The organism is Sphaerospermopsis aphanizomenoides BCCUSP55 (genome assembly GCF_001586785.1).
GTDB classification, from domain to species: Bacteria; Cyanobacteriota; Cyanobacteriia; order Cyanobacteriales; family Nostocaceae; genus Sphaerospermopsis_A; species Sphaerospermopsis_A aphanizomenoides_A.
This window is the reverse complement of sequence record NZ_LUFH02000084.1, coordinates 12,634-28,647: the sequence shown is the minus strand read 5'-3', so window position 1 is coordinate 28,647 and position 16,014 is coordinate 12,634. Positions and strand designations below refer to the sequence as shown.

11 protein-coding genes and 1 rRNA gene are annotated in these 16,014 nt (G+C 37.7%); 5 read left to right on the top strand and 7 right to left on the bottom strand.

All coding sequences use genetic code 11. The features are described from left to right. The first annotated feature begins 174 nt into the window (after positions 1-174). Positions 175-292: ribosomal RNA gene (gene rrf, locus A0J48_RS19545) — 5S ribosomal RNA — on the top strand. 66 nt (positions 293-358) lie between these two features. Here the strand turns inward: rrf and A0J48_RS19540 are convergent. Both A0J48_RS19540 and A0J48_RS19535 read right to left on the bottom strand, forming a co-directional pair. Beyond that, the gene (locus A0J48_RS19540) at positions 359-1,330 is read right to left on the bottom strand and encodes an ROK family protein (protein WP_200326005.1); all 972 of its coding nucleotides are present in this window, start codon (positions 1,328-1,330) and stop codon (positions 359-361) included. A 703-nt stretch (positions 1,331-2,033) separates the two neighbouring features. Then, positions 2,034-4,664, bottom strand: coding sequence for a DNA polymerase III subunit alpha (locus A0J48_RS19535; protein WP_200326003.1), 2,631 nt, complete (start codon positions 4,662-4,664; stop codon positions 2,034-2,036). Between the two features lie 269 nt (positions 4,665-4,933). Here A0J48_RS19535 and A0J48_RS19530 point away from each other — a divergent pair, with 269 nt between their 5' ends. Then, positions 4,934-6,184, top strand: coding sequence for a dicarboxylate/amino acid:cation symporter (locus tag A0J48_RS19530; protein WP_234301035.1), 1,251 nt, complete (start codon positions 4,934-4,936; stop codon positions 6,182-6,184). 502 nt (positions 6,185-6,686) lie between these two features. On the opposite strand, the gene A0J48_RS19525 is transcribed toward A0J48_RS19530, so the two are convergent. The 5 genes from A0J48_RS19525 to A0J48_RS19505 form a co-directional block, all read right to left on the bottom strand. Further along, positions 6,687-7,757, bottom strand: coding sequence for an Hpt domain-containing protein (locus tag A0J48_RS19525; protein ID WP_200325999.1), 1,071 nt, complete (start codon positions 7,755-7,757; stop codon positions 6,687-6,689). Between the two features lie 535 nt (positions 7,758-8,292). Further along, positions 8,293-10,005, bottom strand: a complete 1,713-nt coding sequence (locus A0J48_RS19520; RefSeq protein WP_200326011.1) for a diflavin flavoprotein — start codon at positions 10,003-10,005, stop codon at positions 8,293-8,295. Positions 10,006-10,276: 271 nt separating this feature from the next. After that, on the bottom strand, positions 10,277-11,995 hold the full coding sequence (locus A0J48_RS19515; RefSeq protein WP_200325997.1) for a diflavin flavoprotein: 1,719 nt from the start codon (positions 11,993-11,995) through the stop codon (positions 10,277-10,279). Between the two features lie 691 nt (positions 11,996-12,686). Then, positions 12,687-13,178: an orange carotenoid protein N-terminal domain-containing protein gene (locus A0J48_RS19510; protein ID WP_200325995.1), complete on the bottom strand. Its 492-nt coding sequence runs from the start codon at positions 13,176-13,178 to the stop codon at positions 12,687-12,689. Between the two features lie 88 nt (positions 13,179-13,266). After that, the gene (locus A0J48_RS19505) at positions 13,267-13,677 is read right to left on the bottom strand and encodes a DUF6335 family protein (RefSeq protein WP_200325993.1); all 411 of its coding nucleotides are present in this window, start codon (positions 13,675-13,677) and stop codon (positions 13,267-13,269) included. A 286-nt stretch (positions 13,678-13,963) separates the two neighbouring features. Between A0J48_RS19505 and A0J48_RS19500 the strand changes: the two genes are divergently transcribed. The 3 genes from A0J48_RS19500 (at position 13,964) to A0J48_RS19490 (ending at position 16,007) form a co-directional block, all read left to right on the top strand. Further along, complete coding sequence (locus A0J48_RS19500) at positions 13,964-14,353, top strand: DUF2267 domain-containing protein (RefSeq protein WP_200325991.1); 390 nt, start codon at positions 13,964-13,966, stop codon at positions 14,351-14,353. A gap of 87 nt (positions 14,354-14,440) precedes the next feature. Beyond that, positions 14,441-15,544: a DJ-1/PfpI/YhbO family deglycase/protease gene (locus A0J48_RS19495; protein WP_200325989.1), complete on the top strand. Its 1,104-nt coding sequence runs from the start codon at positions 14,441-14,443 to the stop codon at positions 15,542-15,544. Positions 15,545-15,596: 52 nt separating this feature from the next. Continuing rightward, a complete protein-coding gene (locus A0J48_RS19490) occupies positions 15,597-16,007 on the top strand; it encodes a hypothetical protein (RefSeq protein ID WP_200325987.1) in 411 nt (136 codons plus the stop codon). Positions 16,008-16,014 lie beyond the last annotated feature (7 nt).

Here is a 16,014-nt window from a genome sequence, read left to right as displayed (position 1 = left end):
GGTAGGTGGAAGTACAGTAATGTATGTAGCCGAGCCGTGCTAACAGACCGAGGGCTTGACCTCTACAACTTCGCGTTACTTGCAGTCTTCAGGGTTTTGTCATCTCAAAACTCAAGGCTCAAAATCTTTTTTTTGACTTTTGACTTTTGAATGCATGACTTCCCAACGGTTTTTCCTGGTGTTGATTGCGCGGTGGTCCCACACTGATCCCTTCCCGAACTCAGAGGTGAAACGCTGCCACGGCCACGATAGTCTGGGGGTTGCCCCACGCCAAAATAGCTCTATGCCAGGTCTATTATTTCAAAGCTCCCTCCACCGGGGGCTTTTGTTTTGGCTTTGAAGTGGCGTACAAGAATTGTCAAAGTGTTACTCTATCTAAACCCAATGCTACAGCACCCCATAAAGGGGCTTCATCACCCAATAATGCCCGCACAACCTCGAAATTAACTTCTGGTAATGCTGTTTCCTGTGCTACCTTACGTACAATTGCCCAAAAATTATCCCCTGCTTTAGTCACTCCACCACCTAAAACGAAGCGTTGAGGGTTCATCAAGTTAGCTACATTGCCGATACCTATTCCTAGCGCCCAAGCAGCTTTGTATAATACTTCTTTTGCTAATTCATCACCATGTGCTGCTGCTACACTGACTATTTGCCCTGTGATTAAATTTAAATTGTTGCCTACTAAATATTTAAGTATTTCTCCTCTTGTGCTGGTGGGGGGATTATTTGCTTCTTTTTGTAAAAGTTCCCGTGCATTTTGTGCTATGTAAGGACCAGAAGCTAAACGTTCTACACATCCTCGCTTCCCACACAGACATATTGGACCGGTGGGATCTACTACCATATGGCCAATTTCCCCAGCCATGCCACCTGCACCTTGCCACGGTTTATTATTTAGTATCCAGCCACCACCCACACCTGTACTGATAGTGATGTAAAACAAGCTATCATACCCCCGACCAGCACCAAACCTGTGTTCACCAATAGCAGCGACGTTAGCATCATTGTCTACACTGGTAGGAGCATTGTATTCTTCTTCTAGCAATTGTTTGAGCGGAATATTTTCCCAACCAGGGACATGATGGGAAAGTCTGACGAGTCCAGTGTCAGCATCTACTGGTCCACCGAAACTAACACCAATAGCATCTGGTTTACTTCTATCTAGCACAGAATCAATCAGCGATCGCATAATTTCTATATCACTTAAAGCATCTGCATTTGCCGGTGAAAGTCGATTTTCATAGCGCAACCATTCCTTAGAACCAGCTTCTATTGTGGCTGCGGCTAGTTTAGTTCCACCAAAATCAAGAGCTAATATTAACGTCATAATCGGTGATTGGTAATTAGTAATTGGTGATAGGAAATCAGTCTGATACATCACCGATTACCCATAACCATTTCTCATTATCTCGTCAATAAAATTTTGTAGTCGTGCATAATGTGACCCTTTTCAATAATTTTCGCTGCAATCTTGACATACAGCAGATTGCAAGTATATGGGGAGCATCTCAAATGTGTAAGTTTATTTTTTGGAAAGAAAGGCAATTCCAGGCTTGATATGAATCAATCGCAAAGAACGCAAAAGACACATTCGCGTAGCGTGCAGATCGCTTGCTTGGCGACCCAGGAGTCATAGGCATAAGCTGTTGTGCATTTAAAATTCACAACAGCAAGTCAAAAGTCAAAAGTCAAAAGTCAAAAGTGAAGAAAGTGTCAGGGTACTTTTCCTCAATATCGCAATATACAATCTAGCTGCACAGCAGCTTAGTTAAGAGATTTTAAGAGGATTGTTAGTATTGCTGCAATACTGCTGGGTTAACAAAATCAAGAATACTGAAAGTTAAGGTTCTTCGGTACTTTTTATGGAGAACCCAGTTCAAAATCATTGAAAGCCTTATTATGTGGGCATTTCATTCAAAAGATGGGCATTATAGTTTATAGTCCTTGCCCCGTAAGGGTTTTGTGATAATCAATCCTCAACCTCCATAAAACAGACGCAAGAGCCAAAGTTAAAAGCAACAATTTGGTTATTATTCTGGTAAACCCGTCACCTTTAACAAATCCAAATCCCTTTCAAATATCTCATCAATTGACAACATTTCCCCTTCAGTAGTCATAAACTTATGGTCTTTAGTTGCTCGAATTATTGAACCATCATCTAAACAATATTCATACAATTCTTGCTCTCCCCGATGATGCCATTGTGCTATCGGTTGAGTGTAGACATTTCCATGTTTATCAATACTAAAAACACTACACTCTATTTGTTTTTCCACAATTTCACCAATTGGTAAAAAGCCATATTCTACAGTTAAAACTTCAGTTTCATAACTCAAACAATATTCAGCAAACTTCAACATATCCGCAAATAGATGTTCTGCAACTTGTGGTTTTACACCGTTTTTTGCTGAACCATCTATAAAATTTTGCTTTTGTTTTTCCATCTCCGCTACTTTCTTTTTACCCATAGCGCGACGCAGTAAGTCAGCTTGTCCTAAAGAATAACCTGCCATATCTTGAGCAATTTTCATAATTTGCTCTTGATAAACCATAATTCCATAGGTTTCATTTAATATAGGTTCTAAAATTCCCGTTTCGTATTCAATTTCTTCCCGTCCATGTTTGCGGTTAATAAACTTAGGAATCAAGCCGGCATCTAATGGTCCTGGTCGATAAAGTGCCAAAATAGAAGAAATATCTTCGATATTAGAAGGCTTCAAGTCTCTAACTATTTGCTTCATTCCTGAAGATTCTAATTGAAATATACCTTCTAAATCTCCAGATTCTAATAATGAATAAGCTTTTTGTACTTCTTTGGGTAGTGTACTATGTTGCCCTTTAGCTAAAATATGCTGTGCTTTTCTTTCTTGACCAGTAATCTCATCAGGGTCAATTCTATAACCATTTGTTTCTTGAATTAAATCAATAGTTTTTTGAATTAAGGTCAGATTACGTAAACCCAAAAAGTCCATTTTTAATAAACCCAATGATTCTAAATCTTCCATAAAATATTGAGTAATTACAGAACCATCATTATTACGTTGTAGAGGAACAATTTCATCTAAAGGTTCTGCGGAAATAACTACACCTGCGGCATGAACTCCAAAGGTTTTGTTAGTTCCTTCAATTCGCATGGCCATATCTATCCAATGACGAACTTGAGGATCACTATCATATTTATCTTTAAATTCTTGTGCTGGGGTTTCATCAGAAATCATGACTTTGAGTTTAGTTGGTTTTCCCCGTACTACTGGAATTAATTTCGCCATTTTGTCAGCTTCCCCATAGGGAATATCTAACACTCTGGCCACATCTTTTAATACTGCTTTCGATGTTAAACGGTTAAAGGTAATAATTTGGGCAACTCTATCTACACCATATTTATTAGTTACATATTCAATGACTTGATCCCGTTTTTCAATACAGAAATCTGTATCAATATCCGGCATAGATTTCCGTTCTGGATTCAAAAATCTCTCGAATAGTAAACCATGATGCACGGGATCAATATTAGTGATTCGCATGGCATAAGCAACCAAAGAACCAGCCGCAGAACCCCGACCTGGACCGACAGGAATATTATTATCTCGCGCAAATTTGATGTAGTCCCACACTACTAAAAAGTATGTAGAAAAACCCATCTTTTGCAGCATTTTTAATTCATATTCTAATCTTTCTTTGTAGACGGGATCTACTTCGCTACGGGATTTGCGATTTAATCTTTCTAAAAGTCCTTGCCAAGCAATTTCTTCAGCATAGGTGTCAGGAGTGTGACCAGAAGGAATAGGCGGAGTGGGAATTTTTGGCTCATCCATAATATGGTAAGGTTCGACTTTATCGGCTACCTCTACCGTTGTAGCTATGGCTTCGGCAATAATATCATCGGCTAAATGATCACGAAATAGCAGTTTCATTTCTTCGGCAGATTTCAGATATTCTGTACCGCTATATCGCATTCTTTTATCTTCACTAATTAGCTGTCCTGTTTGAATACACAGTAAAGCATCGTGTGCTTCTACATCAAAGCAAGAAATGTAATGAGAATCATTAGTAGCAACAAATTTAATGCCTAATTCACGGGCAATTTTGACAATTTCGACATTAACAATTCGGTCTTCTTGGGAGCCGTGGTCTTGAATTTCTAAATAGAAATCTTCACCAAATACTTCTTTGTACCAATTAGCTACTTTCCGGGCTGCATCCGGTCTACCACTAAGAATTGCTTGGGGAATTTCTCCACCTAAACAAGCACTGGTGATAATCAAACCTTCTTTATATTCTTTAAGTAGATCTTTATTAATACAAGGACGGGAAAAAATTCCTTTACCTTGTACACCTTTAAGGTTAGAAATTGTGGTTAATTTAACTAGATTTTTATAGCCTTTAGTATTTTTTGCCAATACAATTTGATGATATTTGGGACGGCGTTCTTGTTTTTCAATATCACCGTTAATAATATACATTTCGTTGCCAATTATTGGCTTAATATTCTTACTGCGGCAGATTTTAATTAATTCTACAGCCCCATACATGACACCATGATCTGTGAGAGAGATCGCTTTCATACCCAATGCGATCGCTTGATCCACTAAATCAGGTAATTGACTTGCTCCATCGAGCAAACTATAGTCACTGTGAATATGTAAAGGTACAAAAGACATAAGCAAGTACAAATTAAAAATTAAAAATTTAGAATTTAAAATTTAAAAATCCAGATGCAGTATACAGCTTAACAGTTTTTATCCAGAATAGTCGCCAATTTGCGAAATCTTAATCCTGACAACTGATGTTCTAATAGTGACAAATAGACAATATAGTGGTTGTCAGTTGGATGAGAACAGACAAGACTCATAAAACTAAGTGATCAAAGGACTTTCAACCCTATGCCCTATTCCCTGTTATAGTATCCACCATGAGCAAAATCAAGGCTATGACCTGGTTAAAGCGTATTCCTCTTACCTTACAAATTATCATTGCCTTACTGCTGGCAATCATTTTAGGTATTGCTTTAGGTGCGGGAAATCCCAGTCCCAGCAACGCCACCTTAATTACTAACTTAGCAATTCCGGCTGAATTAATTTTAAAAGCACTCCGCGCTTTAGCCACACCATTAATTTTAGTAGCAGTGTTGCATACCTTCATGACTACTAATATTCCTGGTACAGCGGGAAGAAGGTTAGCAGTGTTGCTTTTAACTAACACCACAGTAGCTATTGTTGTGGGACTCTTAGTTGCTAACACTTTGCGTCCTGGAACTTGGGGAACTTTAGTAGCACCAGGTAGTATAGAAAACACTGCTCAAAGTTTCGATCCTTGGGGACTGTTTAAAGATGCAGTACCGGAAGCCATTCTCAAACCCCTGGTTGATAATAACGTCATTCAACTTATTGTTATCGCCCTCAGTTTTGGTATTGTCTTACGGGCGTTAAAATCAGAACAAATCAATGAAGGCAAGACAGCATACCAACCTATTGAAGATGTAATTGCCATATTATTTGAAGCAGTCATCCGCATCCTCAATTGGGTAATTGCTTTAGTACCTTTAGCAGTATTTGGTATAGTAGCGAAAATCATTGCTGAAAAAGGCTTTGCACCTTTTCAATCTTTAGCGGCTTTTATTTTAGCCGTATTGGTAGCCCTATGTTTACAAGCTTGTTATTACCTCACCAGAGTCAAATTTGGTTCTTGGGTAAACCCGTTTAAGTTCTTAGCTGGTGGTGCTGATGCCTTTTTAACAGCCTTTTCCACTTCTTCTTCAACAGTGACAATGCCCATCACTTTTGAAATTTTGCAAACAAAAATCGGTTTGAGAGAATCTTCTGCTTCTTTAGGAGCATTAGTTGGCGCAAATTTTAATAATGATGGTACAGCCCTTTATGAAGCTATGTCTGCGTTGTATATTTCCCAAGTCATCGGGCAACATCTCAGTTTAGGACAACAATTAGTGGTCGTTCTCACCTCCATTTTTGCTTCGGTGGGTGCAGCAGGTATTCCCAATGCTGGACTAGTAACGATGACCTTAGTTTTTACTTCCGTAGGTTTACCTACGCAATATATAGCTTTATTGGTAACGGTGGACTGGTTTTTAGATCGTTGTCGCACTGCAATTAATGTCATGGGAGATATGACAGTCAGTGCTTTACTAGATGGTAAAAAGCCCAGTTTACCAGACGAGGAATAATTCAGTTATTAGGTGACAGGTGACAGGTGACAGGGAACAAAATTTTAGATTTTAGATTGAAGTTGCTCAAAACAATCCAAAATCCAAAATCCAAAATCCAAAATTAAGAACACCCTACACCCTACACCCCACGCCCCACGCCCTACTCTTTAAGACTGTTGAGACCCTTTAGCGTCGGAATGTTTAGCCCAGCACCGTTCTAAAAGTTGAATTCGCCAAAGTAGGGCAAAGCGGTTAGGATTCCAAATCAATTTAGTATCACGACTGAATAAGGGCTGGTTCAAATAATGCCAAAGAGGAAATTTAATTTTTTTGTGTTTGGGAGCCATTGGAGGAACCAAATCCTATAAAATTGTATTGCGGGTAGTTAGTATTTTCTTTAAGAAATAAATCTCAATTACTCATACCTTTTTAATTCCAGATTAAACTAATATCTTTCGGTTGTCTTGGTGGGAATTGCGGAATTTAAAAAAATTTTACTTTTATCTTTCTTTGATCAACTTTAAGCAATAGTCAGCAAACTCTGAAATTCTCTCTGCCATGGCGTAAAACTGAAAAGAAAATTTTGATATGCCATAGACATTTGTCTAGCAACTTCGTCAATAGGTACGCAACCAAGACCAGTTCCCAAGCCAGGAACAGCAACGATATTAATCTGTTTTTGTAAATAATTGCAGTACAGTTTGTTATGTTGGCGGATAGCCAAGAGAGTAGACCATAAACCTTGATAAACATGATCTTTACCAGCCATAGACATCTGCATTCTTAAAGTAGGAACATGGGCAATAAATGGATGTAGTGGATGATTTGTTTCCACGATTAAAGATGTACCAATAGGTTGATCTCCTAAATACTCTTCTTGAATACGTTTTTGTAAAAGTTGTTCTACATCTTCACCAAAAAATCTGATAACTGCTGCATCAATACTATTGTTAGCAGCAGATAAGCAACTGGCGGCAGTGACTACACAATCAAAAAAGGATAATTCTTCAATAGTACCGTTGAATATTTCTACATTAGGTAAACCTTCAAAATAATCGGCAAAGGTTCTACACAAAAAATTTTTAGTATCTAGCAGAATTAGTTTTAATGGAATATCATAACCCCAAGTGAGACAGGAATCTGTGTTAGTAATTTTGTTTTTATAGTTTGATTTATCAATAAGAAAAAGTAAGTGGGAGTTGATAACAGTAAAAATGGCATCAATATTACAAGTGATGTCAGCTACTTTTTGCGCTGTTAAACCTTCAGGGGTTTTAATTTCTAGAATTAATCTTTTGATGGCATGATACACATCTAAAAATAATAATTGTAGAGGGTCATCGGCAATAATTGGATAACGAAGTAATTGTAGACAATCTTCTAAGCGATATACAATTTTTTGCAAACTAGTAAATCCTAGCATTGCTGCTCCACCTTTGAGGCTAAAAGTAACCCGGAAGAGCGCATTTAATTCTTCTCTATGATCAATTGTATTTTGGAGATGCAATATCCTGTTGTATATGATGTCCAGGTATTCTTGTGATTCTTCGACAAAGTAACCTATCAATTTTTGAAATTCTTCTAGTTTCATGACTTTAACAGTTATCAGTTCAACACAGGTATCAAATTAGACTTTTTCAAATATTTTCTCACTAGCATTCTTATAGTACAGTTGCTATCTTTTGAGACAGCCTTGAGTTTATCAATACCCAGAGCGTGCGTCTAAAGTTCGGTTTTTTTGACAACTACTTGGTGACTACAAGAGAGAATACTCTTTTTCCGAAAAGCGATACCTAAAAGTATTTTTTGTAAAACCTCCTTCAATTCACGGGTCTATACCAATTTGGGATTTTGGATTAAAAACCTTTATTTTTGGGCTATTTCAGCAGCTTGACACCAGACTATTTATCCCAATTTGGTATCAGTCGTGTATTTAGACTACCCACTTCTAACTAGATTTCTATCTTTAGGAAACGCTAAAATAAAACCGCTTCATTACCTAAAGCGGCTGTGTAATTTATAAAGGGAATAAGGGTGTAGGGGTGTAGGGGAAAATGAAATCTAAAATCAAACACTCTTTTTTGTTTTCTCTCCTCTGTCACCTGTTCCCTGTTCCCTGTCACCTATTAATAATGTGTCCCTGTCTTGCGGTGGTTGATAGCAGTGACAGCATCAGGTTTGAGTAATTTACCGTTATCAACGGTTGCGTATACTACCCAATGATCACCACATTCTAAACGTTGTCCCACTGAGCATTCCAGATAGGCTGCTGCATCGGTCAGGACTGTGCAACCGTTGTCTGCGTCTACTGTTTGGAAGTTATTAAATCTGTTTTCTCCGGGGGCGAAATTTTTACGGAAATGTTTCATGTAGTCTGTATGAACATCTTCCGGGAGGATATTCAGAACAAATTTACCACCAGGATACATCAAAGATTCTACGGCTCGGTCTTTAGCGATCGCTACTGTAATTCCCGGTGGGTTGAAAGTAGCTTGAGATACCCAAGCGCCTAACATTCCTGTAGAAACTTCCCCTTGTTTGGCTGTAATTACACAAACAGAACCAATAATTCTACCAACAGCTTGTTCTGTGGGAGTCGCAGCTTGTTGGGGTACGCGGATTTTTTTCGCCTTTTTCAAAGCTTGAGCAAAGTCTGTACCGATTTCTTCACACATTTTCAAAGTCAGTTCATCAGGTTTAAACTTGACTTTAAGGGTGTCAAAACCAAACCGATATCCAGCGTCCCGCAGTTTACATTCCACTAGGTCTAAAGCTTCTCCACTCCAACCATAGGAACCAAACACCCCGGCCAGTTTGCTGTTGTCACCAGTAGCTAAAACAATACCTAAAGCCGTGTGAATTGGTGTAGGTGCATGACCACCGATGGTAGGAGTACCAATAATAAAAGCATCTGCTTGTTCGACGGTGGTACGAATTTCATCAGGGGGTGCAAATTCGCAATTAATAGATTTGACAGCTACTCCACCTTTAGTTAACCCTAATGCGATCGCCTGTGCTAAGGTTGCAGTATTACCATAGGCTGAGGCATAAAGTAAAGCTACGGAAATTTCTCGGTCTTTGTGAGCGCGACTCCATTCTCCATAAGCTTTGGTCAGTTCAATTAAACCAGTACGGACTAATGGCCCATGACCAACAGCATACATTCTCACTTGCAAATCAGAAATTTTCTCCAAGGCAGCTTCGACGTGAGTTGCATGGGGAGCCATTAAGCAATTAAAGTAATAACGCTGGTCTTCCTTGAAGTTTGCCACATTGTCATCAAAGACTTCATCACCACAGATATGTACACCAAATAACTTATCTGTGTAGAGAATTTGGGTTTGCTGGTCGTAGGTACAAAGTGCTTCTGGCCAGCGGGGACTAGGAGTAGGTAAGAATTTCAAAACATGACCCTTACCCAAATCTAAAGTTTCTTTACCCCGCATAACCAAAACTTTGATATCTTGGTCTGGGAAAGCGGCTCGTAAATTATTTGCACCAACCAGAGAACAAACAAAAGTGATTTGTGGTGCAAGTTCTAAAAGTGCTTTTAAAGTTGGTACGCGATTGGGACTAAAATGACCCAGAATTACATAATCCAATTTGCGAAAATTGATCGTGTTCTGCAATGCTTCTAGATAAATGGTTGTGAAGCTTTCTCCTGGAGGATCAATTAATGCAGTTTGATCGGCTTCTATTAAATAGCAATTAGCGGTTGTGCCTCGTTCTAATGCGTATTCAATTTCAAACCTCAGACGTGACCAACTTCTGGCTCGGAGAACTTTTGTGTTTGTAGCAATAGGTAGAATTTGTACGTCGCGTGGTTTGGAATCGCTCATAGATGTTTTAGATGTTTGTTGTGGAGAAAAAAGTTGAAAAAACCAATTTTTAGCTGATGCAAAAACTTGAGAAATAGAATCGTGAAATGGCATAGTATTGTTCAATTGATAATTGACAATTGACAATTAAGAGGGGTAACTGTTAATAGTCAATTGTTAATTCTTCATAGTTGAAGAAATATTATTGCTAGGAAAATATCTGTGGAAAAAATTAATAATTGATAATTCATAATTAAAAATCAATTATCAATTATCAATTATCTATTATCCATTAGTAATAGTTTCCCACTTTGCGATGACGTACTGCTGTGACTGCATCAGGTTTAGAAACTTTTCCTTCTTCAACTGTGCAGTACAAAATCCAATGGTCGCTACATTCCATGCTGCTGACTACTTCACATTCCATGTATGCAAGTGCATCTGTGAGAATTGGTGAGCCGTTTTTAGCGGTTTGGGTTTTTACTCCGGTAAATCTATCTGCACCGGGATGTAAACGTTTGAGGAAATGTTTTTTCAGGTCTTGATAGTTTCCTTCTTCCAAGACGTTGAGAACAAAGCGATCGCCTATTTGCAGTAAGCTATCAATGGCTCGGTCTTTGGCTACGGCAATTGTGAATCCTAAAGGCTGTAAACTTGCTTGTGTCACCCAGGAAGCTATCATTGCACCGTTAACATCACCTTTTTTAGCCGTGACAATGTACAATCCACTACTAATCCGACCCAACGCTTTTTCCATGTTCACGTCGAGGGATTTGATTTGTTTGATGTTGCGTTCTCGCATCACCAATTGTCCCAAATCTGTACCAGCTTCTGTACACATTTGGTAGATAAATGGGTTGGGAATTTCTTTAATCCGAATTGCAGGAAAGGCTTCTTTGATACCTAAATCAATAAATTTGCGGCGTAGGGTATCAATGGGTTCATCATCACCACCATAACATTCAAATAGTCCTACTACTTGCTTATTTTTGGCGACAGATAATAGTGAACTGATACCAGCTTGAGCAGTGACAGAATTAGTTGGAGGCATTCCGATCACAAGACCTGCTGCTCTACCTGCTAATTCTTGAATTTCTTGAAATTCTGCTGTGTTCAGATCCATTATTTCTACTGCTACACCGGCTTTTTGCAATCCTTCAGAAATTGCATGAGCCAAGCGATCGCTATAGCCGTATTCTGAAACATAGAATAAACCAACGGTAGTTTCTGCTGTGGCTTGTCTTTGACTCCAATTTTGGTAACAATCTCTGAGAATATCTAAGTGATGATGTAATAATGGTCCGTGTCCGTTGGCAATAATATTAATTTTGCCTAAATCAGCCATTCTCTTCATGGCATTCAACAGAGAACGAGCATTAGGACCCATTAAGCAATCATAGTAAAATCTGAAGTCAGCTTCAATTGCTTCTAAATCTTCGTCAAAGGTGCGACTATCACAGAAATGCATTCCAAAAGCATCACAGGTGTAGATGATTTGGGTTTTGCGGTCATAGCTAAAAATGGTATCAGGCCAGTGTAAATTTGGCGCACTGACGAATTCTATTTCATGTCCTTTACCAATATTTATGCGATCGCCACTTTTAACAATTCGCTTGGAAAAAGGATCATGTACCAAACCTTCTAAAAATTGCAATGCAACTTTAGAAGCCAACACAGTTGCTCTAGGTGCTAACTGCAATACCTCTTCTACCAAACCACTGTGATCTGGTTCTGTGTGGCTGACAATTATATAATCAATTGTCTTAGGATTAACCAAACTTTTGAGAGTGTCCAAATACAATTGACGAAACTTCTGGTGAGAAGTATCAATCAAAACAGTTTGTTCACCTCTAATTAAATATGAATTATAGGTTGTGCCATTTTGCAATCCAAATTCAATATCAAAGCGATCACGATCCCAATCAAGAGAGCGAATCGCTGTAGTATTAGGGGCAATTTCTACAGTTTGTATAGTTAAGCGAGGCTGAACTGTCTCTGAGATCGCTACCATGATTCGTCTCCGAGTCCAAATAATATTCTCTTCTCCCCACCATTTTCTCCCTAAATTCTTTTTAAAGTTGTAATTAAGAATATATTTCCAGAAATTAAACTTGTATCAATTAATGCTGTTTTTGAGCGTATTTTTTAGCTAGAAAATATCCCGAAAAATAATTACGTTAAATAGAATACGACTTAAATATAGGAATCCGGTTTGGTTTCTGAATTTACTTGTGTAGGCAGGCAAAAGGCAAGAGGCAAAAGGCAAGAGGGTTTTATAGAATTTAGGTGTACTGAGTTTTGTATGGCTACGCCACGCAAGCTATCAAAAATCAAATAGTAGTCCTATATTTATTTTTATTGGCATAATTTAAACTCCTCAAAATTATCATACATATTTTCGGTTTTCTTGACAAATATAAAAGCAATCAGCAGTAAAATTATTTGCTCCCAGATACATAAGCAATTAAGAATATATTACTGGTGTAGTGGGTTACTATTTGGATAATAACTCTAGATATATTGAAACCAGTCGAAGGACAGATGAGAGCAAATATCAATAAATGTAAATTAACAAATAATCAGCAAAGGGCGTTAGGTGTAAGGGTGCAATTGACCCAATCACTAACATAAAAAAACACAGAGTAAGAAGCATAGTGTTTACTCTGTGTTTTTTGTTTTTAGCTATATAGACACTTTCAAATTTAAATTTCAGCACCTGCTCTTGGTTCAGCACCCATTGGGGAAACATAATCACGGAAAAGAGTAATTTGCTGCTCAAAAGATAATTCTTTAATTCTGTTGAGCAGATTATTCGCATCTGAGTAAAGTTGGAAATTAGCAGGTATAGAAATGATAGTGTGACTATCCATACCTTGGGCTAGTCTATACCAAAATAACAGCTTAGTGGTATCACTCAAAGAGCCATATTCACGGGAAATAAGGTTATCTGTTTGATTGATTAAATCACGTTGAACTTGGAGTTGTTCTTCTGGTGATAATCGTTCAACTTGATTAAATAAACCTTCAGCAACTTCTGAAGATACAGTGCTGGCATAGGGGGCTGCTGGCGTAATTGAACTTCCCATTTCTTGGTAAATAAACCAAAACAAACCTAACTGTTGATCTACGTCTAAGTTACGCCAAGACTTAATGTGTTCACGAATAGTTGGATCACTGGTTTGAGTAAATGTCATTACTTCTCCAATCAGTCACTGTTAATTGATGATATTACTCATTTTTTACAAACAGCCTCTGCTCATGAAACCCAACTAAAGATAGATATTACTCTCTGCGTTCTTGATAATCTTCAGAAGACTTTGGATCTAGTTCCCAACGTGCATCATCACGATGTTCTAAAATTTCGTTGGTATGCAGAAAGTTATAATCATTCATTTCCAAGCCTACTGCTATGCCTAATTCCTCAATTACGTTTTTTTCAGGAGTAGCAACAGTCCCACCAACAGCTTCATCTCCTACAGTTTCTTGCCAATAAGCATCTAATCCATTATCCGTAATAGTGAATTCAGCAGGAAATTCAGGACTGCTTTCTGTATACTCTTGTCTATCTTCTCGCAACGAAAGACTACCAACGTTGTAACCAGGTAAATCTTTTACACCAGTTCCATAGGATTCTGTTATGTTCTGCAATAAATCATCAGATTTATCTTCATTTTGCTGTTGTGTTTTAGTCATGATAATAGCCATTCTCAGCCTTTGAATTGTAACGCTTGACTACAATATATTTATCTAGCTGAGGATTTATCAGGATTTATAACCATAGTTATAAAAAATATATCTCTAGAGAACGAAGTAGAAATAATTATGAAAGACTAGGCTGATAGGGTAATAATTCGCAAAAATAATTATTGCAAAAAACATTGTAAAAATATACATGATTTATTTCTTTGTCAGGCAAATCTAAATTAATTGCTCACTCATCACTGTTAATTTTCAATTGAAATATAAGGAATTGAAAACAATGGAATATACAGAATTTATTACCCATGTACAAAGCCTAGCTCAATCAAATTCCCTTGAAGAGGCAGAAATGGCTACTCGTGCAACATTAGAAACCCTGAAAGAACTTATCCCTAAAGATGAAGCACAAGAATTAGCTGCACAAATACCTCCAGAATTAGGTGCGTTTTTACAGGGAAGAGAGATAGAAGCGAGTCAATCTTTCCATTTGCAAGAATTTATTGAACGAGCGAGTCAAAAAGAGAACATTGCACCCACAACCGCAGCAATGCACGTGAGGGCTGTTTTTGCAGTTTTACAAAATGCTGTTAGTCCAGAGAAATTTAAGAAATTTCACACCTATTTTTCCCATGATTATGAGGAACTATTTGCCACATCACCAACAAGTTAAATGCCTTAAATTTGGGATTTATTTATAGGTATTTGGCAATTTTGGTAATGTTATTTAATTTTAGAATTAACCAGGGAAATAAAACCAATGATCAACAATAATCATGCTCGTGGTGGTAAGAAAAAAGTCGCTATTCTTGTTGAACAAGGTGTAGAGGATTTAGAATTTCTCGTTCCTTATAACGGGTTAAAACAAGCGGGAATAGAGGTAGTAGTCCTTGGTTCGCGGATGAATGAAAAATATAAAGGTAAACGAGGTAAACTCAATATCCAAGCTGATGCAACGACAACGGAAGTCCAAGCTAATGAATTTGCAGCAGTGGTAATTCCTGGCGGTATGGCTCCTGATAAAATGCGCCGTAATTGTAATACAGTTTATTTTGTCATGGAGGCTATGAAGCAAGGTAAATTAATAGCCGCAGTATGTCATGGACCACAGGTTTTAATTGAAGGAGACTTACTCAAAGGTAAACAAGTAACAGGATTTAGTGCTATTCGCAAAGATATCACTAATGCTGGAGCAAATTATCTAGATGAAGCAGTAGTTGTAGATGGTAATTTGATTACATCTCGTGAACCTGGAGACTTAGCAATTTTTACAACAGCACTGTTAAATCGGTTAGGTTATGGTGGTAAAGATGCTGCTTTACCTAATGAAAACGATACAAGTGCTGAATGGTGGAAATTAGCTGATGCTTGGGGAGGTTCAACAAAAAATGAAATTATTAAAGGGTTAAATACTGCTTTAGCTGGAGAACGTTATTCCTTAGAAGCTTTAGAAAAGTATTTAGAAAAAGAATCTGATCAGGAAGTTAAAAACCTGTTTCAAGAGATGATTACTAATAAAAATCACCACATTGCAAGGCTGGAAAGTTATCTTCATCGTCTGCATGAAAAACCGTCTTGGACTACAAATATTGCCAATCAATATGCCAAAGTCAAAACAGCTTTAACAGGTAGTGATGACATCTATCAAATTCGTTGTGCATTAGGTGATCTGCAAACAGGTATTGGTGACATTACCAATTTATCTGCAACGTATACAGATCCAGTAGCAACGGCAATTTTCAAACAAATTCACAACGATTTAGGTAAATATGAACAACGATTACTAGAGCTTTATCGAGCGCGAATTGCTGCTGGAATCAAGCCACCTAAACCAACTTCTGGTGTAGCTGTGAGTCAGGTTTAAACAAGCAGGTTTGATGACTGACTGCTTTTGGATAATTCATTTGAGGTTGTTTATGAAGAAAATCGTTAATCGACTACAAAGCAAAATTTTACGTCAAATACTGATTATTTCTCTGTTAGTTTTGACTTTATTTAGTATCCAGAGTTGGAACGATAGCAAATTTATGCTCATCGCACAAGCTGATACAGTGAAGACTCCAGAAGGTATTTATTATAAAGGTACTCCTGATCCGAGAAAAATTAGAAATGACCAGCAGCGAGAAAATACTCAGGAAAGACTGAAAGAAACTACTGAAAATGTGAGAAGAAAACTCAATCTTGATGAACCAATTCCTGATGCTACAAAAGAATTTTTAGAGGATGTACAAACAAATATTGAAAAAAGTGTCAACCCCATTACTGGTAATACACGTGGATATTACCAAGATAATAGTTTAGAAAGTTCAGTAAGAAACAACAGGTAATAATAGC